Raw genomic sequence first — 21,689 nt, 5'->3', positions numbered from 1 at the left:
CCGTCCGGCCCTTCGTAGGCCATGCTGCCCCACACCCCCTGGTTAGACTCGCTGGCATGTCTGGCCAGTCACTGCTCGTGCCCGGGGAGATCTCCCCCGCCCGCTCCGTCCCCGCCGCCATCAGGCGTCCCGAATACGTCGGAAAGCCCTCCCCGACCCCGTACACCGGGCCGGAGGTGCAGGACGCCGAGACCGTGGAACGGATGCGGATCGCGGGCCGCATCGCCGCGCGGGCGATGGAGGAGGCCGCCAAGCACATCGCCCCCGGGGTGACCACGGACGAGCTGGACCGGGTCGCCCACGCCTACATGTGCGACCACGGCGCCTACCCCTCCACCCTCGGCTACCGGGGCTTCCCGAAGTCGCTGTGCTCCTCGGTCAACGAGGTCATCTGCCACGGGATCCCCGACTCCACCGTGCTGCGCGACGGCGACATCGTGAACCTCGACGTCACCGCGTACATCGGCGGGGTGCACGGCGACAACAACGCCACCTATCTCTGCGGCGACGTCGACGAGGAGTCGCGACTGCTGGTGGAGCGGACCCGGGAGTCGCTCAACCGGGCGATCAAGGCCGTCCGCCCGGGCCGGCAGATCAATGTCATCGGCCGGGTCATCGAGTCGTACGCCAAGCGCTTCGGCTACGGCGTGGTCCGCGACTTCACCGGGCACGGCATCAATTCCTCGTTCCACTCCGGGCTGATCGTCCCGCACTACGACTCCCCGCACGCCACCACCGTGATCCAGCCCGGCATGACCTTCACCATCGAGCCGATGCTGACCCTCGGCACCCATGAGTACGACATGTGGGAGGACGGGTGGACCGTGGTGACCAAGGACCGTAAGCGCACTGCCCAGTTCGAGCACACGCTGGTGGTGACGGAGACCGGTACGGAGATCCTCACCCTGCCCTGACCGGGGCGGGCGGCGTACTTTTTACCGACAGGGCGTCGGGAACCCATTGACTTAGGTAAGCCTAAGTAGGATGATCGGAGGCGGCAGCGGTCATGCCCGCGTGCCGCCCGTTCGTCCGTCCCCTTGTCCTGGAGGTCACTGCCTTGGACGCCACCGCCACCGACACGCCCACCGGCACTCCCTTCTCGACGGTCATCCGCGTCGCGTCGCACGAGCAGCACACCGAGGCCGAGGGCTCCCCCTTCATGGGGCACCTGCTGGGCGGCCGGCTCGGGGTCGACGCCTACGCGCGCTACACCGAGCAGCTGTGGTTCGTGTACCGGGCGCTGGAGGAGGCGGCCGAATCGCTCAAGGACGACCCGGTCGCCGGGCCCTTCATCCAGCCCGAGCTGTTCCGCACGGCCGAGCTGGAGCGCGATCTCGCGCATCTGCGGGGCCCCGACTGGCGCGAGCACGCCACCGCGCTGCCCGCGACCGAGGCGTACGCGGCGCGGGTCACGGAGTGCGCGCGCACCTGGCCCGCCGGGTATGTGGCCCACCACTACACGCGCTATCTGGGCGATCTCTCCGGCGGTCAGATCATCCGTGACCGGGCGGAGAAGACCTGGGGCTTCGACCGCAAGGGCGACGGCGTCCGGTTCTATGTGTTCGAGCGGATCTCCAACCCGGCCGCGTTCAAGCGGGGGTACCGGGAGCTGCTGGACGCGGTGGACACGGACGATCTGGAGAAGCAGCGCATCGTCGACGAGTGCAAGCGGGCGTTCGACTTCAACGGTTCCGTCTTCCGGGCGCTGGACACCGAGTTCCCGCTCAGCGCCTGAGCGGACGTACGACCTTCTCCGGAGCGCCGGGTCCCGTCGGGGCCCGGCGCTCCGGCGCGTTCGCCTCGGGCTCCGGGGCCCGGGGCCCGGTGCTCGTGAGCCCGGGGGCCGGTGCTCTCGGGCTCCCGGGCTCCCGGGCCCGGTTCAGCTCATGAGCCGCAGGGCCTCGGTGACGCTGAGCCGGCGGGCCGGGACCGGGGCCGGGCCCGCGATGCCGCGTACGCGGGTGGGGGCCGCGGCCGAGATCCGCACCCGTCCGCCGATCTCCACCGTGCCGTCGGGGCCGGGGGCCGTGAGGATCTGCGACCCGCGGCCCTGGGTGATGTTCAGGGCCCGGCCGAGCCGCTCGGTGAGCAGCAGCGCCGCCGCGCCGGTGGCCTCGTCCTCCGCGATCGGGCCGCCGCGCCGGGGAAAGCCGCGCGCGCGGACCCGTCCGGCCGCCTCGTCCTCCCACGCCCAGGCGTAGAGCCAGCCCTCCCCCGGCGGCGGCGCGGGCAGCGCGTCCACCTCCTCCGGGGTCGCGTACCGCTGGAGCAGCCTCGGCGGGGCCCATTCGGCGCGGGCGGTGATCCAGGTGAACTCGCCGTCGTCGCGGGCCCATACGGTCCCCGCCGGCACGTTCAGCTCCTCCAGGTCGAGCAGCCAGGCGGCGCCGACGAGCGGATGCCCGGCGAAGGGGAGCCGCAGCCCCGGGGTGTGGATGTCCACGACCCCGCGCTCGGGGTCGTCCACGAACACGGTCTCGCTGTAGCCGAGTTCGGCGGCGAGCGCCTGCCGGGAGGCGTCGTCGGGGTAGCCGCGCGCGTCGCGGACGACCCCGAGGGGGTTGCCGTGCCGTCCGTCGGCGTCGCAGAAGACGTTGAGCACATCGAGCACATGGCGCGGATCGCGTACGTTCACGGGGGCATTGAAGCACCAGGAGGGGCGGCGCGTCGGCGGCGCTCGTCACAGCGGCGGGGCCGCACCGGCGCGCTCGGCGTCGGTACGGCCCCGCGGCGGGGGTGTGGAAGCCGGTCAGGAACCGGCCTTCGCCTCCCGGCGGCGGATCGCGAAGACCACGCCCGCGCCGGCCGCCACCACGCCCGCGGAGGCCGCGATCAGCGTGGTCGCGGGGAGGTCGGCGCCGGTGGACGCCAGGGCTCCGCCGGTCGAACCGCCGGTGGAGCCACCGGTCGTGCCGCCCGTCGTACCGCCGGTGGAGCCGCCCGTGGAGCCCGTGCCGCCGCCGACCGAACCGCCGGTCGTGGAGCCGCCGACGGAGCCGCCGGTGGCAGAGCCGCCCGTGGAACCGCCGGTCGAGCCGCCCGTCGTGCCGCCGGTGGTGGAGGTGTCCGGGGAGCCGCCGGTCGAGCCGCCCGGGGAGGGCTCGGGGAGTTCGGCCTCCTTGTCGAGCGAGACGGCGAGGTTGACCGCGTCGAGCGGCTCGCCCGGCTCGTAGTTGCCGTCGAATGCCTTGTCGGCGCCGGCCTGGGTGAGCTTGCCCGGGACGCGGTTGAGCTGGACGACGTCCTTCTCGGCCTTGAGCGCGCCGGACGGGACGGTCAGCTCGCCGATCACGAGGTTCTCGTAGGTGAAGACCTTGCCCGTGTCCTGGTTCCTGGCCTTGACGTCGGTGATGATCTGGCCCTTGGCGCCGTTCACCTTGACCTCGAAGCCGCTGAGCGTCATGTCGAGGATCCAGAAGCCTCCCTTCTTGTCGAAGTGGCCCCGGTAGTGGACGCTGCCGTCGAAGGCGACGGAGAGCGACTTCTTCTCCGCGTCGTAGGCGCCCCTGCCCTTCGGGAAGCGGTAGCCGTCGCCGGACTTCACGGCCCCGCCGACGAGGTCCGTCTTGCCGTGGGCGATCGGGCCCGCGATGTAGTCGCGGAAGCGCTCCATGACGCCCCAGTCGAGGTAACCGTCGACGATCGCGCCGTTCTGGGCGGTCTGCGACCCGGACTCGGAGGAGCCCGATCCGTTCGGCAGCTCGCCCTCGGGCACGAAGCCCGGGTTCTTCGACGGGAGGACGGACGGGCCCTTGGAGCCCTCGGGGTCCGGCTTCGCGGACGTGCCGGGGTCCGGCTTCGCCGAGTTCTCCGGCTCCGGCTCCGGCTCGGGATCGGGATCGGGCTTCACGGTGGTGGACGGCGAGGGGTTGGGCGAGGGCCTGCCGCTCACCGCCTTCACCGAGAGCGAGACGGCGTCCAGCACCTCGCCCTCCGGGTAGCGGAACGCCGACGCGCCCTCGGCGGTCAGCTTGGCCGGGATGTCCTTGAAGACCATCTCGCCGCCCGCGCCCGAGCCCATGGTCGCCTTCCCCATGTCCAGCTCGGCGATCGGGATGTCCTCGCGGACCTCTCCGTCGACGGTGACATCGCCCTGGACGGTGCCGCCGACGCGGTCGCTCGTCATCCGGACGTCGGAGAGCTTCAGCGTGAAGCGCTTCGCGCTGAAGAGCACACTGCCCTTGAAGGCCGTCCTGTTGACATGACCGGCCATCTCATAGGAGCCCGTGCCGTCCGTGAACGTGAAGGGCCCGTTCTCCGCCGCCTGCTTCGCGCCGTCCGCGACCGTGATGTTCCCGGCCCCCACATGCTCGCGGAAGGACTCCTTTAAGCCCCAGTCCAGCGTGCCGGCCTCCAGCTTGATCGCTGAGGAGCCGGACGGCGCCGCCGCCGACGTGCCCCCGGAGGGCTGGGCGGTGTCGGCCGCCACCGCCGGGAGGGCGAGGGCGGAGGCGCCGAGTGCCGCGGCGGTGGCCGCCGCGGCGGCCAGGATGATGGGTCGGCGGTTGGCCGGCATGGCGGGGTGCTCCTTGGTGGGGATCAGTTCTGGGCGGTACGGCGGCGGCGGACGACGATCAGGGCGATGCCCGCGGCGGCGAGCAGTCCCAGGCCGACGGCGACGTACACCCAGGTGGGGGAGGAGGACTCGGAGGAGTCGGCGGCGGGGGCCGCGTCGGTGACGGACTTCTCGGCGGGCTCGGACTCGCCCGCGGACGGAGTGGGGTTCACATCGCTGCCGAGGTCCGGGAGTGCGGGGAGGGCGGCCTTCTCGTCCACGGCGACGGCGAGGGAGACCGGGTCCATGGCGGTGCCCGCCTTGTACATCGAGCCGAACGCCTTCGCGCCGCCCTCGGTGAGGGTGGCCGGGGCCTCGGTGAGGGAGACGAGCCCGTCCTCGGGGACGAAGTCCTTCGCCGTGAAGGTGACCAGCGGAACGGACTTCTGGGTCCTGCCGCCGCTGACGACGTCGGCGCTCAGGGTGCCCTTGCCGCCCTTCACCTCGGTGGTGACCCCGGCGAGGGTGAGATCGAGGTGCTCGCCGGTGAAGCGGACGGATCCGGCGAAGGACGCCTTCAGGCTCTGCCTCCCGGCGTCGTAGACGCCCTTGCCCCGCGGGAAGCGGAAGAGCGCCCCGCCGTCCTGCGCGCCGTCGGACAGGGTCCACTCGCCCTGGGCGATGGAGCCGGTGACGTACTCGCGGAAGGTGCGGCGCACCCCCCAGTCGACGGCCGCGTCGCGGACCTCGGCGGCCTTCTTCTCCGCCTTCTTCCCGTCCTTGTCCTCGCCCTTCTTCCCGTCCTTCTCCTCGGCGGGCTTCTCGCCGGCCGGGGTCCCGGACGGTCCGCTCCCGGGCTTCCGCTCCTGCTCCTGCTTCGGCGCTCCGGCCGCGACGTCGACGCTCAGGCTGATCGGGTCGAGGGGGGTGCCCGCGGTGTAGAAGCCGGCGAAGGCGGTCGCGCCCTGCGCGGTGAGCGTGGCGGGGACGTTGTTGAGCGCGACGGGGCTGCCGCCGCCCTTCATATTGATTCCGGAGAGATCGAGCGAGGCGAAGGCGACCTGGGCGGAGGTCGTGACCTTGCCGGTGCCCCGGGCCTTGCTCACCATGTCCGCGTGGAGCGTGCCCCGGCCGCCGGAGATCCTGACGGCGGGGTTGCTCAGCGCGAGGTCCAGCTCGTTGGAGCCGTCGGGCTTGGTGTGGCCGGTGAAGTGGACGCCGCCGGTGAAGCGGGCCTCGAACGCGCCGCTGTCCGGGTCGTAGCTCCCCTTGGCCGAGTGGAACCGGAAGAGGCTGTCGCCGACGGTGGCCGCGCCCCCGGTGAGCCGGTAGTTGCCGTTGGCGATGGGCCCGGTGACGTACTTCTGGAAGGACGACTTGAGCCCCCAGTCGAGCCTGCCGCCCTGGACCGAGCGGTCCGCCGCGTGGGCGGCGCCGACCGGGAGCAGCGCTCCGAGCAGGGCCGCGAGAAGCGCGACGGCGAGCACACGGGCCCGTCGATACGGCAGCATGAGTTCCCTCCGAGGGGTACAGCGTCTGGCAGAGCGAGGTAAGGCTAACCTAAGCTATGTCCAGCCTGTACCGGTAGCCCCATGCATTCCGGTTTTGGCCACCGGGTCCGGTTTGGCTCAGCCGTCGGACCCGGGGAACGACCCGGGGGAACGCCCCCCGAACCATGCCGGTGACGGCATGCGATGGAATGACAGGACGGTGCCCTCGGTGCTTTCGCAGCCCTCCGCGCGCTCGGTGCGCAGATTTCGCCTGGTGGGCGCGGCTCTGACCGCGTTCACCGTCGCCCTGGTGGCGACGGGCTGTGGAGGGGATTCCGGTTCCCCGTCCGGGAAGGACGCTCCGGCGAAGGCCGAGACCGCCGCCGCGGCCGACCGGGTCGAGCCGCTGGCCTCGACCCCGCGCCCCGAACTGCCCGTCACCGTACCCTCGGCGGACGGCCGGAAGGTGACCGTCGACTCCGCCGACCGGATCGTCCCGCTGACGGGGTCGCTGAGCGAGATCGTCTACACCCTGGGGCTGGGCGGCGAGGTGGTGGCCCGCGATGTCACCGCCACCTTCGAACAGGCCGAGAAGCTGCCGGTGGTGACGCGCGGCCACGATGTCTCCGCCGAGAGCGTGCTCTCCCTGAAGCCGACGGTGGTGCTGGCCGAGACGGTGTCGGGGCCTGCTGAATCCATTCAGCAGATTCGTGACGCGGGCATCCCGCTGGTGGTCGTGAAGACCGCGAAGGGCCTGGACGACGTCGGCGCCCGGATCGACGCGGTCGCCGAGGCGCTGGGCGTGCCCGCGTCGGGCTCCGAGCTGAAGAAGCGTACGCAGGACCGGATCGCGGCCGTCCAGAAGGACGTCCCCCGGCCGGCCGACGGCGAGAAGCCGCGGGTGGCCTTCCTCTATCTGCGGGGCACCGCGTCGGTGTATCTGCTCGGCGGCGCGGACTCCGGGGCGAGTTCGCTGCTGGAGGCGGCGGGCGCGGTGGACGCGGGCAAGGAGTCCGGTCTGAAGAAGGACTTCACCGCCATCACCAGCGAGGCGCTCGCCAAGGCCGCGCCGGACGCGATTCTGGTGATGAGCAAGGGACTCGACTCCGTCGGCGGCGTCGACGGTCTCGTCAAGATCCCGGGCGTCGCCCAGACCCCGGCGGGCATGGACCGCCGCGTGGTGTCCGTGCCGGACGGGGTGCTGCTGAACTACGGCCCCCGCACGGACGAGGTCCTCACCTCGCTGGTGGACCAGCTCTACGCGAACGGCAAGTGACGATGGCGACCGAAGCGGAATCCCGCGTCCCCGAACCGCCCGGGGACTCCCCCTCCGAGCCGCAGGCCCCGACCGGCGCTGTTCATCCGACGAAACCCTCGGAGACGGCGGGGGCCGTAGCCACGGCCGGGACCGAGACCGGAGCCCGAACCGGAGCCGTGCCCACGGGCGGGGGCGCCCCCGCCGGGAAGACCCAGGACGCCGTCCCGCTCCCCCGGGCGCGGCGGTCCACCGCGTATCTGCTGACCGCCGGACTGCTCGGCGCGCTCTTCCTGGTGGCGCTGGTCTCCGCCGGGTACGGCGCGTACGACATCCCGCTCGGGGACGTCATCGCCTCCGCCCGGCACCGGACGGGGCTCGGCGGACAGCCGCTGGACCGGGTCGGCGAGAGCGTGCTGTGGAATGTCCGGCTGCCGCGCGTCGTGCTCGCGCTGCTGGTCGGGGCGTCGCTCGGCTGCGCCGGAGCCCTGATGCAGGGCGTCTTCGGCAATCCGCTCGCCGAGCCCGGCATCATCGGGATCTCCTCGGGCGCGGCCGTGGGGGCCGTCGCCTCCATCGCGCTGGGGCTGACCTTCTTCGGCAACTGGACCATCACGGTCTTCGCGTTCGCCGCCGGACTGGTGACCGTCCTCCTCGTCTACGCGCTCTCCCGCTCCGGCGGACGGACCGAGGTCGTCACCCTCATCCTCACCGGCATCGCCGTCAACGCCTTCGCGGGCGCGCTGATCGGCCTCTTCATCTTCTTCGCCGACAACGCGCAGATCACCCAGATCACCTTCTGGCAGCTCGGCTCGCTCTCCCAGGCGACCTGGCCCAAGGTGCTCGCCGTGCTCCCCTGCACCGTTCTCGGCCTGCTCATCGCGCCGTTCTACGCGCGCAAGCTGGATCTGCTCGCGCTCGGCGAGCGGCCCGCCCGCCATCTGGGCGTCGATGTGGAACGGCTCCGCATCATCCTCATCCTGGTCGTCGCGCTGCTCACGGCCGCCGCGGTCGCCGTCGCGGGCATCATCACCTTCGTGGGGCTGCTCGTACCGCATCTGCTGCGGATGGCGAACGGCCCCGGGCACCGCTTCCTGGTGCCCGGCTCCGCGCTCGGCGGCGCGCTGGTGCTCGCGGTCGGCGATCTCGCCGCCCGCACCGTGGCCGAGCCCGCCGAGCTGCCGCTCGGCGTGCTGACCGCGCTCTTCGGCAGCCCGTTCTTCTTCTGGCTGCTGCGCAGGACCCGTCGTAGGCAAGGTGGTTGGGCGTGAGGACTCTCTTCGGCATCCGCGGGCGCGAACTGCCCGTGCGTCCCTCGCCGGGCGAGGTGCTCGCCGAGGCGGCGGACCTCCATGTCCGGCTCGGGGGCCGCGAAGTGCTCGCCGGGATCGATCTGGCGGCGCGCGCGGGCGAGGTGCTCGCGCTGGTGGGACCCAATGGCGCGGGCAAGTCGACGCTGTTCGCGGCGCTCGCCGCGGATCTCTCGGCGGCGAGCGGCACGGTACGGATCGGGGGCCGCCCCGCCGGGTCGTGGAACGCCGCCGAACTGGCGCTGCGCCGGGCCGTGCTGCCGCAGTCCGCGGCGCTCTCCTTCCCCTTCCCGGTGGAGGAGGTCGTCCGGATGGGCCGGGCTCCCTGGGCCGGGACCGCGCTGGAGGACGAGGACGACGCGGCGGTCGCCGAGGCGATGGCGGCGACCGAGACGGCCGAGTTCGCGGGCCGCCCCTTCTCCGCGCTCTCCGGCGGCGAACGCGCCCGGGTGGCTCTCGCCCGGGCGCTCGCGCAGCGCACCGCGCTGCTGCTGCTGGACGAGCCGACCGCCGCGCTCGACCTGCGCCACCAGGAACTGGTGCTGCGCGTCTGCCGGGAGCGGGCCGGGGCCGGGGACGCGGTGGTGGTCGTCCTCCACGACCTCGGCCTCGCCGCCGCCTACGCGGACCGGGTCGCGGTCCTCCACGAGGGCCGGATCGCGGCGGACGGCCGGCCCGGCGAGGTCTTCGCCGACGAGCTGCTGAGCCGGGTCTACCGGCAGCCGGTGGAGGTCTTCCCGCACCCCCGCTCGGGGGACCCCGTGGTGCTCCCGCGCCGCGACTGACCGGCCCGGGCCGAACCGCGCCGCCCGCCCGGCCGGCGCCGCACCGCGCCGAACCGCCCGGACCGACCCGACGCGCGCCGGACCGGCCCGGGGGCCCGCGCCCGACTCCCCGGGCCGTGCGCGCCGCCGCGGAAATGCCCCCGGAACAGGCGGAGTCCGGCCCTCCGGGGTGATCACGTCCGGTGATCGGCCGGCGGAATGAACCGTCCCGGCGCACGGGCCGTCCTGGTGATCAGTGCTCCGTGCACGGATCACGGGAGAGGGCGGGCGTGTACGACAACTATCTCTTCGGGCTCGGGCAGGGACTTCAGGCCGGGCTCGCCGTCTCCGTCCTGATCGCCTGGCTGACGGGGACCGGCCGGAGGGGCCCGCTCCGGCCGGTGCTCGCCGGTGCGGCCGCCGCGGTCTGCTGGTGGTCGGCGGCCGGGCTCGCGGTCGAGTTCGGCTCGGCGGGGCTGACCGCCCGGGCGGCGGAGCTGGTCGGCGGGGTGACGGCGGTCGCGGCCGCGGCGATGGCGGGCCGGCTGGTGCTGCGGCTCGCGCTGCGCCCGGAGCGGGACCGGCCGGGACGGGACCGGCCGTGGGAGCGGGGCGCGCTCTTCGCGACCGTGTTTCTGCTGGTGGGCCGGGAGGGCCTGGACAGCGCGGTGTTCGGCTGGTCGGCGCTGCGCTCGGCGGCCGACCCGCAGGGCTCGGCCGCCCCGCCGCTGCTGCTGCTGCTCGGCGCGGCGACCGCCGGAGCGCTCTGTCTGCTCGTGCCGCGGGCCGTGACCCGGCTCCCCCGGGCCCGGCTGCTGCCCTGGACCGTGGGGGTGCTGGCGACGGTGACCGCCGGGGTGCTCGGTTCGGGCGTCCGCCGGCTCCAGGAGGCGCGGCTGCTGCCCGGCGCGGAGGAGAGCGCCTTCGACCTCGGCTCCGTACTCCCGGCGGACAGCTGGTACGGCGTGGTGTCGACGGCCGTCCTCGGGACGCCGCCGGACCCGACGGACCTTCAGTTCACGGTGTGGGCGCTCTGCCTGGTCCCGGCGCTCGCGCTGCCGCTCGCCCCGGTAGGCTTCGGGCGGTCAGCCGGGGGCGAGGGGAAGACGACGGATGAGAAGGCCGATTCCGGTGAGAGGTCAGCGAGTACGCGGCGGCCGGGGCCGGACCCGGCGGGCGCTGGTGGCCGCGGTGGCGCTGGGGCTGACGGCGAGCGGCTGTGTGACGGTCCACGGCGAGCGGGCCGTGGTGCCCTCGGCGACGAAGGCTGAAGCGGCCCGCGCCCTCAAGGAGTTCACCGACGCGTACAACGCGGCGGACAAGGCGTACGATCCGGCGCTCTCCGCCCCCCGGGTCACCGGCGCGCTCGGCTCGATCAATCAGGCGGGGCTGAAGTCGCGCGGCGTCACCTACCCGGACGGCAATCCGGAGCACGCGCCGCTGGAGCTGACCGACCCGGCGTTCACGATCCCCAAGAAGGCGGGCTGGCCCCGCTTCTTCGTCGCCGACGTCGACTCCAACCGCGACCGGGACGAGACCGCCGAGGACAACCGCTGGGTGATCGTCTTTCTGCGCAACGGCCCGGACGAGCTGTGGCGGGCGGCCTATCTGACGATTCTCCTGCCCGGCCAGATCCCGGAGCTGCGGACCGACGGGGACGGTTTCGCCGAGGCCGTGCCGGTGAGCACCACCGCGACGGCCCATCCGCCGGGCGGGCTGAGCGGCGCGTACGCCTCGTACATGCAGAAGGGCTCCCCCGCGTCGTTCGCGCAGGGCCCGCACACCTCCGGCTGGCGGGAGTCCCGTGAGAAGGAGTCGCGGCGGCCGGGGCGTTCGACGCAGTACCTGGACGAGCCGCTGGACCGGGGCGACTACGCGCCGCTGGGCCTGGCGACCGAGGACGGCGGGGCGCTGTTCTTCTTCACCGTGCGCAATTTCGAGCGGGAGACGGCCGCGAAGGGCGTGTCGATCAATGTCGCCCCCGATGTGCGGGCGCTGCTCGAAGGCGAGGTGAAGTCCTCCCTCACCAAGGAGCGCGTCTCCAGCCAGGCCGTGGTGGTGCCGTCGGCGGCGGACGGCGGGAAGGTCGAGGTGCTGGGCAGGCTGACGGGGCTGACGTCGGCGAAGGGCGCGTAACGACGCGGTCGGCCGGGGCGGCGGCGGTCCGGTCGGGTCGGGTCCGGGCTGGTCGGGTCGGGTCCGGGCTGGTCCGGGCGGCGGGCATCGGAATCGGTCCGGGGGCGGGCGGCGGCGCGGACCATCGGGCCAGGTCAGGACAGGCCGGGGCGGGCCCGCGGACCCCGCGGTGCGGCGGGGGCCGGAGGCCGTCAGCGGCGGCCCAGGGGCCAGGCGATGCGGTGGTCGGCGTGCTCGGCGCGGTGGGCGTACTCCTCCTCGTCCCGCGCCCGGCTCTCGCCCGCGTAACGGGCACAGGCGTCGGTCAGCGCCTCCAGCAGCGTGAGCGGGTCCGGGAGCGGATGCTCGGGGCCGCGCAGCCAGTGGACGTCGTTCTCGCCGGGGAGGCGGGCGGGCGGCACCAGGACATAGCTGCCCCGGCAGTGCCAGCGCAGGCCCGGGTGCTCGGCCATGGTCTCGGGGCGGCAGTCCAGCTCACAGGGCCACCACTCGTCCTCGTCCTCGGGGGTGCCCCGGGTGGCGGTGAAGAAGAGGGCCCGGCCCTCGTCCCCCGTACCGGTGGACTCGGCGACCGGGCCGATCTCGACGCCCTCGTCGAGCAGGCGCTCCAGGGCGGCGCGGCCGGCCTCCAGGGGGACGTCGAGGACGTCGTGGACCATGCCGGTGGCGGTGATGAAATTCGCCTCGGGATCGCCCTGGGCCCAGCGCAGGATCTGGGCCCGGTCGGTGGTGGACTGGGTCTGCCAGGCGAAGGAGACGGGGTGCCGTCCGGGTGTGGGACAGCCGATGCGCTCACAGGAGCACCGGTAGGCGGCCGGGTGGGCGGCGGGCGCCAGGGGCATTCCGGCCTCGGCGACAGCGAGCAGCAGCGACTCGCGGCGGGAGTCGTCGGCCTCGGTGTCCTTGGGACGCCTGCGCAGCCACTGAGGCAGCCGAGTCTCCCAGGTGAGCCTGTTCTCCGTGCCGCTGTGGCGGCCTTTACCGTCGCCCATCTATCCCCTCACACCTCACGCTCGCCCCAGGTGGTCTCTACCATCGTCCCACCATCCTGCTCTGTGAGCGGCCACGGATCCCCACCGGGGGGCGCACACGGGGGGCGGCCGGGGGCGGGACGGGGGTGGTCAGGAGCGCGGCGCGAGACCGCCGAGGGCGTAGTCGACCAGGGTGTCCGTGTACGCGTGGGTGAGCGGGAGGGTGCGCAGCATCCAGCGGTGGGTGAGCGGACCGACAAAGAGTTCGACGGCGATCCGGTGGTCGAGGCCCGGCCGCAGCCCGCCCGCGGCCTCGGCGGAGCGCAGCCGCTCGGTGTAGAGCCGGAGGGAGGGGTTCAGCAGCTTCTCGACGAACTGGGCCGCGAGGGCGGGGTCGACCACGCCTTCGGCGGTGAGGGCGCGGGTGGGCTCGTCGTAGGCCGGGTCGTTCATCTCGTCGACGGTGGCGCGGAGCACGAGCTTGAGGTCGGCCGCGAGGTCGCCGGTGTCCGGGAAGACGGTCTCCCCGGCCGCCGCCTGCTCGGCGAGGTCGAGGAAGGCCTCCAGGAGGACGGCGGACTTGGAGGGCCACCAGCGGTAGATCGTCTGCTTGCCGACCCCGGCGCGGGCGGCGATTCCCTCGATGGTGGTACGGGCGTATCCGGTCTCGACGACGAGCGCGAGGGCGGCGTCGTAGATGGCGCGGCGGGAGCGTTCGCTGCGGCGGGCGGCGTCGGGGGTCTTCGCGCCGGGGGCCCCCGGGCCCCGGGTGGTCTCGCCCGCGTCGGCGTCCCGCGCCTTGTCGTCGTTCATGGCGCTCAATCTAGCAACGACGGATCCGATACGTTTCGTCTCGATTCGGCCTCGGCCGCCTCCCGCCCCTGCGCGTATCGGCCCTTCCGGCCTCACCATGGCTTCCACGCACGCAGACCGCGTGCTGACTGTCGCAGTCGTCCGTGAGGAGCCCTCATTGCGCTCATCGCCTCATGACGCGTCGCCGCGGCGCTATCTGATGTGCCCACCCGCGCACTTCATGGTGTCGTACTCCATCAATCCGTGGATGGATCCGGCGAAACCCGTGGACCTGCCGCTGGCCATGACCCAGTGGGAGGATCTGCGGGACCGTTACCGCTCGCTCGGCCACACCGTCGAGCTGCTGGAACCGCGCCCCGGCCTGCCCGACATGGTGTACGCCGCGAACGGCGCGACCGTCGTCGACGGCCGGGTCCTGCTCGCCCGCTTCGCCCACCGGGAACGGGAGGCGGAGGCGGCGGCCCACCGGGACTGGTTCCGGTCGGCGGGCTGGACCGAGATCCATGAACCGGTCCACATCAACGAGGGCGAGGGGGACTTCGCGGTCACCTCGTCCTATGTGCTGGCGGGCCGGGGCTTCCGGTCCAGCCCGCTCTCGCACGGCGAGGCCCAGGAGTTCTTCGGCCGGCCGGTGATCGGCCTCGATCTGGTGGATCCGCGCTACTACCACCTGGATACGGCGCTCTCCGTGCTGGACGACGCCTCGGACGAGGTCATGTACTACCCGGGGGCGTTCTCGGCGGGCAGCCGCGCGGTGCTGGCCCGGCTCTTCCCGGACGCGCTGCTCGCCGGGGAGCCGGACGCGGCGGCGTTCGGGCTGAACGCGGTCAGCGACGGACTGCATGTGCTGCTGCCGCAGGCGGCGGTGGGGCTGTTCGGTCCGCTGCGGGACCGGGGGTACGAGCCGATCGGGATGGATCTGGGCGAGCTGCTGAAGGGGGGCGGCAGCGTGAAGTGCTGTACGCAGGAACTGCGGGAGTGAGCGGGGGCGCGGGCCCGGGGCCCGGGTCCGGGTCGCCTGCCCGGGGCCGGGCCCGCGCCGGCCGTCAGCCGTCCTGCGGCGGGGGCCAGGCGTCGCCCCACTCGGCGTCGCGGGCGGCCTTGTAGAGCGCGCCCTGCCGCTTGGTCACCGTCCGCCGGGTGAGGGTCTCGTCCGGCTCGCAGAGGTCCAGCAGCACCAGGCCCTTGCGGATCTGGGGCCTGCGGGTGATCCGCTCGGCGACCGGGGCGACCGGGAAGCGGGTGGCCACGACATAGCTGAACTTCTCGTCCTCGTACGGCAGCGAGCCGCCCTTCACCTGGCGGTGCAGCGAGGAGCGGCTGACGCGGGCCGAGAAGTGGCACCAGTCGGAGCCGGGCACGATGGGGCAGCCGGCGCTGTGGGGGCAGGGGGCGGCGATCGTCATCCCGGCCGCGATCAGCCGGTCGCGGGCGTCGATCACGCGCCGATAGCCGTCGGGGGTGCCGGGCTCGACGATCACCACGGCGCGGGCGGCCCGCGCGGCCTCGGCGACGACGGCGGCGCGGTCGCCCTCGGTCAGCTCCTTGAGGACGTACGAGACGGTGACGAGATCGGTGCTCTCGATCCGGATCGCCGCACTGATACGAGAGCGCTCCCAGCGGGCGGCGCGCAGTCCGGTCGATCCGGACGCCTCGGCCAGCTCCCGTCCGAGCGCGAGCGCCGGCTCGGCCCAGTCCAGCACGGTGGTACGCGGCCCCGCGCCCGCACCGCCGCCCGCGCCGGACCGGCCCGTACCGGAACCGCCCGTACCGGTTTCGTCGCCGTCGGACGGGCTCTCGCCCGCCCAGGCCTCGGCCACGGCCCAGCTCGCCGCGCCGGTGCCGCCGCCGACGTCGGTGTGGGAGCCGGGCGTCCAGCCGGGCGCGGCGTCGCGGAGGGCGGCGAGCGCGGACCGTACGGCCTCGAAGGTCGCGGGCATCCGGTACGCGGCGTACGCGGCCACGTCGGAGCGGTCCCGCAGCACCGGGGCGTCGGTCGGGGTGGTCCCGCGATAGTTCGCGATCAGCCGTTCGACGGCTCGCGCGGCCTGCGTGGGCGGCAGCCCGTCGAGCAGCCCGGAGAGGGCGGCGCGGAGAGCTTCCGAGGTGGGAGGGGTGTTCGACACCCGAAGAGTCTAGGCGTCCCGCCGCATCCGGGACGTCCCCGGCGGCGGGGGCCCGCCGCCGGGCCGCGTCACAGCGCCCGGGACCCCGCGACCCGCCGCCACGGGCGGCACAGCCCCAGGAAGCAGCCGATCGCCGCCAGCGCGCACACCAGCTGCACCACGGCCATCGGCACGGCGGTGTCCTCCCCCGCGACGCCGACCAGGGGCGAGGCGACGGCCCCGATGAGGAACGAGGAGGTGCCCAGCAGCGCGGAGGCGGAACCGGCCGCGTGCGCGGCGCGGGTCAGGGCCAGGGCGTTGGTGTTGGGCAGCCCCAGACCCATCGCGGCCATCAGGACGAAGAGCCCGGCGGCGATGCCGAAGAGCCCGACGTCCCCGAAGACGCCCAGCGTCATCAGCAGCAGCGCGAGCGCCGCGAGGGCGATCACCGTCAGCCCGAGCCCGAGCACCTTGTCCAGGCTGACCCGGCCGACCAGCAGTTTGCCGTTGATCTGCCCGACGATGACCAGCCCGATGGAGTTGACGCCGAAGAGCAGGCTGAACGTCTGCGGCGACGCCCCGTGGATCTCCTGCACGACGAACGGCGAGGCGGCGATGTACGCGAAGAGCGTGGCGAAGGCGAACCCGCCGGTGAGCATGTAGCCGGTGAACGCCCGGTCGGCGAGGAGTCCGCGCATCGTACGGAGGGCCGCGCCGACGCCTCCGCCCTGCCGCCGCTCCGGGGGCAGGGTCTCGGGCAGCCACTTCACCACCACGACGGTGAGCAGCAGGCCGACGGCGGCGAGGACGACGAAGATGCCGCGCCAGTCGGTCAGCCGCAGCACCTGCCCGCCGATCACGGGGGCGATGACGGGCGCGACGCCGGAGATCAGCATCAGCGTGGAGAAGAAGCGGGCCATCTCCACGCCGTCGTACAGGTCGCGGACCACGGCCCGGGCGATGACGATGCCGGCCGCGCCCGCCAGGCCCTGGAGCAGCCGGAAGCCGATGAGCAGTTCGGCGGTGGGGGCGAAGGCGCAGATGAGGGTGGCGACGACATAGACGGCCATACCGATGAGCAGCGGCCTGCGGCGGCCCCATTTGTCGCTCATCGGACCGACGACCAGCTGTCCGAGGGCCATGCCCATGAGGCAGGCGGTGAGGGTGAGCTGGATGGTGGCGGCGGGGGCGGAGAGGGATTCGGTGACGGCGGGGAGTGCCGGGAGGTACATGTCCATGGAGAGCGGCGGGAGCGCGGTGAGCCCGCCGAGGACCAGGGTCACGAGCAGCCCGACCCGGCGGGCGGCGGCCGCCGGGAGCCCGGGGTCGGGGAGCCCGGGCGCGGCGGAGGCGGGGAGCGCGGCGGCTTCGGGCAGCGCGGCGGGCTCGGGGACCTCGGCGGGGCCTGCGGTCTCGGCGGGGCCTGCGGGTCCGGCGGATCCGGCGGGCATGGGGGATCCGGCGGGCATGGCGGATCCGGCGGGCATGGCGGATCCGGCGGGCATGGCGGATCCGGCGGGCATGGCGGATCCGGGGGCCTCGGCCGGCCCGGCGGGCCCGGGGCGGTGACCGGGTCCGGGCCGGCCGGAGGACTCCGGACGACCGGAATGCCCCGGTCGGTCGGAATGCCCCGGGCGGTCGGCGAGCCCGACGCGGGCGGCCGGGATCGGGGGCCGGGCCCCCGGGTCGCCGCCGGACGCCGTCGGGCCCGGGGTCGCCGGACCGGGCGCGCTCGGTATGTGAACTTCTCCGCTGTCCGAGCCGCTCTCCGGCTTCCCCATGACATCTCCGTATCGTTGAATCCTGTCCCATGCTCTCAGTTGACGAAAAAGATCCGGACCGCCCGATCCGATGGGGCGTCCTGGCCACCGGGGGCATCGCCGCCGCCGTCACCGCCGATCTGCTCCGGATGCCGGACGCCGAGGTGGTGGCGGTCGCCTCGCGCACCACGGCCGCCGCCGAGAACTTCGCCGACCGCTTCGGGATCGGCCGGGCGTACGGCGACTGGGCCGCGCTCGCCGCCGACGACGAGGTCGATGTGGTGTACGTCGCCACCCCGCACTCCGCGCACCGGGCCGCCGCCGGTCTTCTCCTGGAGGCCGGGAGGGCGGTGCTGTGCGAGAAGGCGTTCACGCTCAACGCGGCCCAGGCGGCCGAGCTGGTCGCGATCGCCCGGCGCCGCGAGGTCTTTCTGATGGAGGCCATGTGGATGTACTGCAATCCGCTGATCCGCCGGATGACCGCCCTGGTGGCGGACGGCGCGATCGGCGCGATACGGACGGTGCACGCCGACTTCGGGCTGTCGGGCGGCTTCCCGCCGGAGCACCGGCTGCGCGATCCGGCGCTGGGCGGCGGGGCGCTGCTGGACCTCGGGGTCTATCCGGTGTCGTTCGCGCAGCTGCTGCTCGGCGAGCCCGATCACGTCCAGGCGCGGGGGACGCTCTCCCCGGAGGGGGTGGATCTGAACACGGGGATGCTGCTGGGCTGGGATTCGGGCGCGTCGGCGCTGCTGTCGTGCTCGATCGTCGCCGAGAGCCCGATGACGGCGTCGGTGAGCGGCACGGCGGGGCGGATCGAGTTCGACCGGGGCTTCTTCTACCCGGACCGGTTCGTACTGCGCCGCGACGGCCGGGAGCCGGAGGAGTTCGTGATCGAGGGCGACCGGGCCTCGTACCGGCATGAGGCGGCCGAGGTGACGCGCTGTCTGCGGGCGGGCGAGACGCAGTCGCCGCTGGTGCCGCTGGAGGGTTCGCTGGCGGTGATGCGGACGCTCGACGCGGTACGGGAGCGGATCGGCGTCCGCTACCCGGGGGAGGCGAGTGCGGGGGCGGGATCGGGGGCCGGTACGGGTACGGAGGTCTGAGCCGGGCGGCCCGGCGGCCCGCCGGAGCCCGGGGCCCAGTGCCCCGGGCCCACGGCAGCCCGGCCCACGACAGCCCGGCCCACGACAGCCCGGCCCAGGGCGGCCGGGCCCACGGCAGCCCGATCCCCGGCAGCCCCACGGCTCAGACCGGCCGGAGCCCCGGAGCCCCCGCCTCCGTGACGAAGGAGGCGGCCGTGGTGAGCGGCGCGCCGGGCTCGGTGACGGTGGCGACCGTCTTGAAGTCCGCGCGCGCCCGCCGCTCGCCGAGGGTCACGGTGGTGTAGCCCCGGCGGCCGTGGAAGAACCGCAGATGCGGATTGGCGCGGGTGATGCGGTCGTGCCGGGCGGGCCGGTCGGAGCCGTCGCCCCCGCTGCTGATGGAGGTGGTGGCGATCTCGGTGCCGAGGGTGCGGGAGGCGGGGTCGTCCCAGTCCGCCTTGAGGTCGAAGGCGTACGCCACATGCACATCGCCGGTGAGCACCATCAGATTGTCGACCCCGGCGGTGGCCGCCCCGGCGAGCAGCCGCCGCCGGGCGGCCGGATAGCCGTCCCAGGAGTCCATGTCGAGCCGGGCGTCGGCGGCGGGCGCGTCGCGCCGCCGGGCGAAGGTGACCTGCTGCGCCAGCACGTTCCAGGTGGCGGCGGAGTTCTGCCAGCCGTCCAGCAGCCAGCGTTCCTGCTCCGCGCCGGTCATCGTGCGCGCCGGGTCGTCCAGCTCCGGTCCGGGGAGCTGCCAGCCGTCCCCGTACAGCTGGTCCGAGCGGTACTGCCGGGTGTCGAGGACGTCGAACTGCGCGAGCCGCCCGTAGTGCAGCCGCCGGTAGAGCCGCATGTCGGGGCCCTTCGGCTTCTGGGGCAGGCGCAGGGGCTGGTTCTCCCAGTACGCCCGGTAGGCGGCGGCCCGCCGCAGCAGGAACTCCTCCGGCGGGACGCCGCCGCCCTCGGCCCGGCCCGCCGCGTAGTTGTTCTCGGTCTCGTGGTCGTCCCAGGTGAGGACGAAGGGGTGGGCGGCGTGCGCGGCCTGGAGGTCGGCGTCCGAGCGGTAGAGGGCGTAGCGGAGACGGTAGTCCTCCAGGGTGCGGGTCTCGCGGTCGAAGAGCGCGGGCAGGCCCCGGCCTGAGTACGCGCGGGCGCCGCCGGTCTTGTTCACCCGGTGCTCGTAGAGGTAGTCGCCGAGGTGGAGCACGAGGTGGAGGTCCTCGTCGGCGAGATGGCGGTACGCGGTGAAGTAGCCCTCGTGGTACGCCTGGCAGGAGACGGCGGCGAGCCGGACCTCGGTGACGCGCGCGGTGCGGGCGGGGGCGGTGCGGGTGCGTCCGGCGGGGCTGATCCAGTCTCCGGCCCGGAAGCGGTAGTGGTAGACGCGGTCGTTGTCGAGGCCCTTGACCTCCAGATGCACGCTGTGGTCCAGCTCGGAGTGGGCGGTGACCTCGCCGCGCCGGGCGACGCGGCCGAAGCGGGCGTCGTGGGCGATCTCCCACTGGAGCGTGACCCTGCCCTTCGGCAGTCCGCCCCCGGGCTCGTAGGGGCGGGTCGCGAGCCGGGTCCACAGCAGTACGGAGTCGGGCTTCGGGTCCCCGGAGGCGACGCCGAGGGTGAAGGGGTTCACGGTGAACTTCGGGGCCTCGGCGGCCGCGTCGGGGGCGGTGCCGGGGAGGTCGGTGGCGAAGGCGAGCGCGGCGACGGCGGCGGTGACGAGCCTGCGGCGCGGGAGGTACGGGGCCGTCCGCACGCCCCACCCCTCGGTGATGCGGCGGGCGGCGGCGCGCAGTTCGGGGGTGTGGGTCGCCGGGGTCATGGGCGGACTCCGGGGTGCGGGGCCTGCGGGGTGCGGGGGTGCGGTCCGGGGCGGGCCGCGTCCGGGAGCGCGTACGGGTCGAGGGGCGCGTCCGGGTCGGGGAGCGCGTCCGGGTCCGGCGGCGGGTCCTCGTTCACGTACGGGTACGGATGTGCGCATCGGCCGGAGCGTCGCCGTGACGCCGGCGGCGGGCTGGACGGTGTCGCGGTCGGGGTCGCGGTCGGGGTCGCGGTCACGGTCGCGGCCGGGATCACGGCCGGGATCACGGCCGGGATCACGGTCGGGGTCACGGCCGGGGGCACGGCCGGGGGCACGGCCGGGGTCATGACCGGTGCCGGGGCCTGTGCCGAGGCCCGTGTCGGCACCGAGAACACGAGCCGTGTCGGTGCGGGGGCCGAGGGCGTCGGGGCCGGGCCGCAGTGCCGGGGCGCTGGAGGAGACGGCGTCGCCGACCGCCGGGAGGGCCCTCCGCATCCCCACTGATGTGACGTCACCGACCGATGTGAACACGCTTTTTGCACCATTGTGTACGCATTTTGATCGTGTCGAGCTGTTGTTCAACAACGCGGGCGCGTCCGGGCCGCGCGCCCTCGGGGCGAATACGCGGTTCGCGGGGGCGACGGCGGCGGAGACGCCCGGTATCGGCCGGGGTCGGGGGGATCCGGGGCGGCGGCGGCCGTGGGACGCTGGCCGGTATGGATCACATCACCATCGACCCGATCTGGGACACGGTCGACCGCCTCCACACCTGGCTCGACGACCACAGCACCCGCCCGCCCCGGGAAGAACTCCTGCTGCGCGTGCTCAAGCTCTCCGAAGAGGTCGGCGAGGCGGCCCGGGCCGTGATCGGCGCGACCGGCCAGAACCCGCGCAAGGGCGTAACCCACGACTGGGAGGACGTCCAGTCCGAACTGTCGGACGTCATCATCACCGCCATGGTCGCCCTCCGGACCCTGACCCCGGACGCCCCCGCCGTCCTGGAGGACCGGGTGAGCGCGGTCGCGGCCAGGTCCCTGGTCTGAGCCCCGGGGCCGGGGAGGGTGCGGTCCGCCCCGGCCCGGCGCGGCCGACGCCGCCGGGGGGAGCCCGCCGCCGCGCTCCCCCGGCGCACGGATACCTTCACTGGCAAGGCCCCCCGGCACACCCCATCCGCGATCCACCGACGGGAAGGCGTATGAGCCAGCACCACCCCGCCCCCGAGCACCCCGGATCCGCCCCGCCCGGGCCCCGGAAGCAGCGGTTCTCCACGGGCGCGATCCTCGGGACCGTCCTGGTGACCGCCGTCGCCGGCTTCCTCGCCCTCGGCATCCTCGGCGCGGCCCTCAGCGCCGACAACCCCCCGCCGGTCGACCCGTCCGCGCCCGCCGCCCCCTACCCCGACGGCGACTACACCATCGGCAAGACCCTACCGCCCGGCACCTACACCACCCCCGGCGCCAAAAGCTCCCCCTTCGACCTCTGCACCCTCACCACGGACCCCACCCGCGACAAACCCCCACAGCTCAAGACCGCCAACGCGGACGAGCCCCTCGCCATAACCCTCACCGAGGCGGACGGGACGCTGAGGGTGCGCGGCTGCGAGCCGCTGACGCGGGGGGACTGAACACCCGCCGGCCGGGGCGGCCCCGCGGAGCGCGCCTCGACGGCGCGCTCCGGGCGATCGACGCGCTGGGGTGACCCGATCGGGCG

The 21,689-nt window shown here is 74.0% G+C and carries 20 protein-coding genes; 11 read left to right on the top strand and 9 right to left on the bottom strand.

Features of this window, described 5'->3' with window-relative positions:
- Nucleotides 1-56 precede the first annotated feature (56 nt).
- The gene (map, locus tag ACF089_RS13980) at nt 57-914 is read left to right on the top strand and encodes a type I methionyl aminopeptidase (protein ID WP_392025845.1); all 858 of its coding nucleotides are present in this window, start codon (nt 57-59) and stop codon (nt 912-914) included.
- Between the two features lie 143 nt (nt 915-1,057).
- Entirely contained in the window at nt 1,058-1,735 is a 678-nt protein-coding gene (locus ACF089_RS13975; RefSeq protein WP_392025844.1) for a heme oxygenase (biliverdin-producing), read from the top strand.
- Between the two features lie 144 nt (nt 1,736-1,879).
- Here the strand turns inward: ACF089_RS13975 and ACF089_RS13970 are convergent, their stop codons facing one another.
- From ACF089_RS13970 to ACF089_RS13960, 3 genes are all read right to left on the bottom strand, one after another.
- Nucleotides 1,880-2,635 carry a PhzF family phenazine biosynthesis protein gene (locus tag ACF089_RS13970; RefSeq protein ID WP_392025843.1) on the bottom strand — a complete coding sequence of 252 codons (756 nt, stop codon included), beginning with the start codon at nt 2,633-2,635 and terminating at the stop codon, nt 1,880-1,882.
- A 114-nt stretch (nt 2,636-2,749) separates the two neighbouring features.
- Nucleotides 2,750-4,516: an HtaA domain-containing protein gene (locus ACF089_RS13965; RefSeq protein WP_392025842.1), complete on the bottom strand. Its 1,767-nt coding sequence runs from the start codon at nt 4,514-4,516 to the stop codon at nt 2,750-2,752.
- A 23-nt stretch (nt 4,517-4,539) separates the two neighbouring features.
- A complete protein-coding gene (locus tag ACF089_RS13960; RefSeq protein WP_392025841.1) occupies nt 4,540-6,006 on the bottom strand; it encodes an HtaA domain-containing protein in 1,467 nt (488 codons plus the stop codon).
- Nucleotides 6,007-6,184: 178 nt separating this feature from the next.
- Here ACF089_RS13960 and ACF089_RS13955 point away from each other — a divergent pair, with 178 nt between their 5' ends.
- The 5 genes from ACF089_RS13955 (at nt 6,185) to ACF089_RS13935 (ending at nt 11,450) form a co-directional block, all read left to right on the top strand.
- Nucleotides 6,185-7,261 (top strand): hemin ABC transporter substrate-binding protein, encoded by a 1,077-nt coding sequence (locus ACF089_RS13955; RefSeq protein ID WP_392025839.1) that lies wholly within the window; start codon nt 6,185-6,187, stop codon nt 7,259-7,261.
- 2 nt (nt 7,262-7,263) lie between these two features.
- Nucleotides 7,264-8,511 (top strand): FecCD family ABC transporter permease, encoded by a 1,248-nt coding sequence (locus ACF089_RS13950; protein ID WP_392025838.1) that lies wholly within the window; start codon nt 7,264-7,266, stop codon nt 8,509-8,511.
- A complete protein-coding gene (locus ACF089_RS13945) occupies nt 8,502-9,335 on the top strand; it encodes a heme ABC transporter ATP-binding protein (protein WP_392025836.1) in 834 nt (277 codons plus the stop codon). The genes ACF089_RS13950 and ACF089_RS13945 overlap by 10 nt, the downstream gene beginning before the upstream one ends.
- Nucleotides 9,336-9,604: 269 nt before the next feature.
- The gene (locus tag ACF089_RS13940) at nt 9,605-10,585 is read left to right on the top strand and encodes an FTR1 family protein (RefSeq protein WP_392025834.1); all 981 of its coding nucleotides are present in this window, start codon (nt 9,605-9,607) and stop codon (nt 10,583-10,585) included.
- Nucleotides 10,506-11,450 carry a hypothetical protein gene (locus tag ACF089_RS13935; protein ID WP_392025832.1) on the top strand — a complete coding sequence of 315 codons (945 nt, stop codon included), beginning with the start codon at nt 10,506-10,508 and terminating at the stop codon, nt 11,448-11,450. The genes ACF089_RS13940 and ACF089_RS13935 overlap by 80 nt, the downstream gene beginning before the upstream one ends.
- A 191-nt stretch (nt 11,451-11,641) precedes the next feature.
- On the opposite strand, the gene ACF089_RS13930 is transcribed toward ACF089_RS13935, so the two are convergent.
- Together ACF089_RS13930 and ACF089_RS13925 are read right to left on the bottom strand one after the other, a co-directional pair.
- Nucleotides 11,642-12,442: a bifunctional DNA primase/polymerase gene (locus ACF089_RS13930; RefSeq protein WP_392025831.1), complete on the bottom strand. Its 801-nt coding sequence runs from the start codon at nt 12,440-12,442 to the stop codon at nt 11,642-11,644.
- Nucleotides 12,443-12,571: 129 nt separating this feature from the next.
- Complete coding sequence (locus tag ACF089_RS13925) at nt 12,572-13,234, bottom strand: TetR/AcrR family transcriptional regulator (protein WP_392025829.1); 663 nt, start codon at nt 13,232-13,234, stop codon at nt 12,572-12,574.
- Between the two features lie 157 nt (nt 13,235-13,391).
- On the opposite strand from ACF089_RS13925, the gene ddaH reads away from it, so the two are divergent.
- Nucleotides 13,392-14,216: a dimethylargininase gene (gene ddaH / locus ACF089_RS13920; RefSeq protein ID WP_392026436.1), complete on the top strand. Its 825-nt coding sequence runs from the start codon at nt 13,392-13,394 to the stop codon at nt 14,214-14,216.
- 64 nt (nt 14,217-14,280) lie between these two features.
- On the opposite strand, the gene ACF089_RS13915 is transcribed toward ddaH, so the two are convergent.
- Nucleotides 14,281-15,360, bottom strand: coding sequence for a small ribosomal subunit Rsm22 family protein (locus ACF089_RS13915; RefSeq protein ID WP_392025827.1), 1,080 nt, complete (start codon nt 15,358-15,360; stop codon nt 14,281-14,283).
- Nucleotides 15,361-15,428: 68 nt separating this feature from the next.
- Nucleotides 15,429-16,790, bottom strand: a complete 1,362-nt coding sequence (locus ACF089_RS13910; RefSeq protein ID WP_392026434.1) for a multidrug effflux MFS transporter — start codon at nt 16,788-16,790, stop codon at nt 15,429-15,431.
- 359 nt (nt 16,791-17,149) lie between these two features.
- Between ACF089_RS13910 and ACF089_RS13905 the strand changes: the two genes are divergently transcribed.
- Nucleotides 17,150-18,202, top strand: coding sequence for a Gfo/Idh/MocA family protein (locus tag ACF089_RS13905; RefSeq protein ID WP_392025825.1), 1,053 nt, complete (start codon nt 17,150-17,152; stop codon nt 18,200-18,202).
- A gap of 142 nt (nt 18,203-18,344) precedes the next feature.
- Here ACF089_RS13905 and ACF089_RS13900 read toward each other — a convergent pair whose 3' ends face one another.
- The gene (locus tag ACF089_RS13900; protein ID WP_392025823.1) at nt 18,345-20,000 is read right to left on the bottom strand and encodes an alkaline phosphatase D family protein; all 1,656 of its coding nucleotides are present in this window, start codon (nt 19,998-20,000) and stop codon (nt 18,345-18,347) included.
- On the bottom strand, nt 19,997-20,137 hold the full coding sequence (locus ACF089_RS13895; RefSeq protein ID WP_392025822.1) for a hypothetical protein: 141 nt from the start codon (nt 20,135-20,137) through the stop codon (nt 19,997-19,999). The genes ACF089_RS13900 and ACF089_RS13895 overlap by 4 nt, the downstream gene beginning before the upstream one ends.
- Nucleotides 20,138-20,695: 558 nt before the next feature.
- Here ACF089_RS13895 and ACF089_RS13890 point away from each other — a divergent pair.
- Complete coding sequence (locus tag ACF089_RS13890) at nt 20,696-21,022, top strand: MazG-like family protein (protein WP_392025820.1); 327 nt, start codon at nt 20,696-20,698, stop codon at nt 21,020-21,022.
- A 152-nt stretch (nt 21,023-21,174) separates the two neighbouring features.
- Complete coding sequence (locus ACF089_RS13885) at nt 21,175-21,603, top strand: hypothetical protein (protein WP_392025818.1); 429 nt, start codon at nt 21,175-21,177, stop codon at nt 21,601-21,603.
- The last annotated feature ends 86 nt before the right edge of the window (nt 21,604-21,689 follow it).

This window comes from Streptomyces sp. NPDC014894, from assembly GCF_043080985.1.
In the GTDB taxonomy this organism is placed as follows: domain Bacteria; phylum Actinomycetota; class Actinomycetes; order Streptomycetales; family Streptomycetaceae; genus Streptomyces.
This window is presented reverse-complemented; position numbering and strand designations above follow the sequence as displayed.